General features: G+C 69.4%; 1 protein-coding gene. It reads left to right on the top strand.

Going from position 1 to position 883, the window contains the following annotated elements; genetic code table 11:
- Positions 1-883, top strand: an 883-nt coding sequence (locus ACTWQI_RS29870) for a 1-deoxy-D-xylulose-5-phosphate synthase N-terminal domain-containing protein (RefSeq protein WP_443275230.1), incomplete at both ends; no start/stop codon positions are given.

An 883-nucleotide genomic window follows, 5' to 3' on the forward strand; every position in this document is an offset into this window, starting at 1 on the left:
CGTTGAACAACATCGCCGCCGCGAAGGACCGGCCGCTGGTGATCGTGGTCAACGACAACGAGCGCTCCTACGCCCCCACTATCGGCGGGCTGGCGAACCACCTGGCCACCTTGCGTACCACCGACGGCTACGAGCGCTTCCTCGCCCGCGGCAAGGAGGTGCTCAACAAGACCCCGGTCGTCGGCAAGCCGCTCTACGAGACGCTGCACGGCGCCAAGAAGGGGCTGAAGGACTTCATCGCGCCGCAGGGCATGTTCGAGGATCTGGGGCTGAAGTACGTCGGCCCCATCGACGGCCACGACATCGAAGCCCTGGAGTCTGCTCTCGCGCGCGCCAAGCGCTTCAGCGGCCCGGTCATCGTGCACTGCCTCACCGAGAAGGGCCGCGGCTACCAGCCGGCCCTGGAGGACGAGGCCGACCGTTTCCACGCCGTCGGCGTCATTCACCCCGACACGGGCCTGCCCGTCTCGGCGGGCGGCGCGGACTGGACCTCCGTGTTCGGCGCGGAGATGGTCAAGCTCGGCAAGGAGCGGAAGGACATCGTCGCGATCACCGCGGCCATGCTCCAGCCGGTGGGCTTGGAGAAGTTCGCCAAGGCCTTCCCCGACCGCGTCTACGACGTGGGCATCGCCGAGCAGCATGGCGCCGTGTCGGCCGCGGGGCTGGCCACCGGCGGTCTGCACCCGGTCTTCGCCGTCTACGCCACCTTCCTCAACCGTGCGTTCGACCAGGTACTGATGGACGTGGCCCTGCACCGGTGCGGGGTGACCTTCGTCCTGGACCGCGCCGGGGTCACCGGCACCGACGGCGCCTCGCACAACGGCATGTGGGACATGTCCATCCTCCAGGTCGTGCCCGGCCTGCGGATCGCCGCGCCGCGCGA

It is taken from the genome of Streptomyces sp. KR80, assembly GCF_052245555.1.
Classification (GTDB): domain Bacteria; phylum Actinomycetota; class Actinomycetes; order Streptomycetales; family Streptomycetaceae; genus Streptomyces.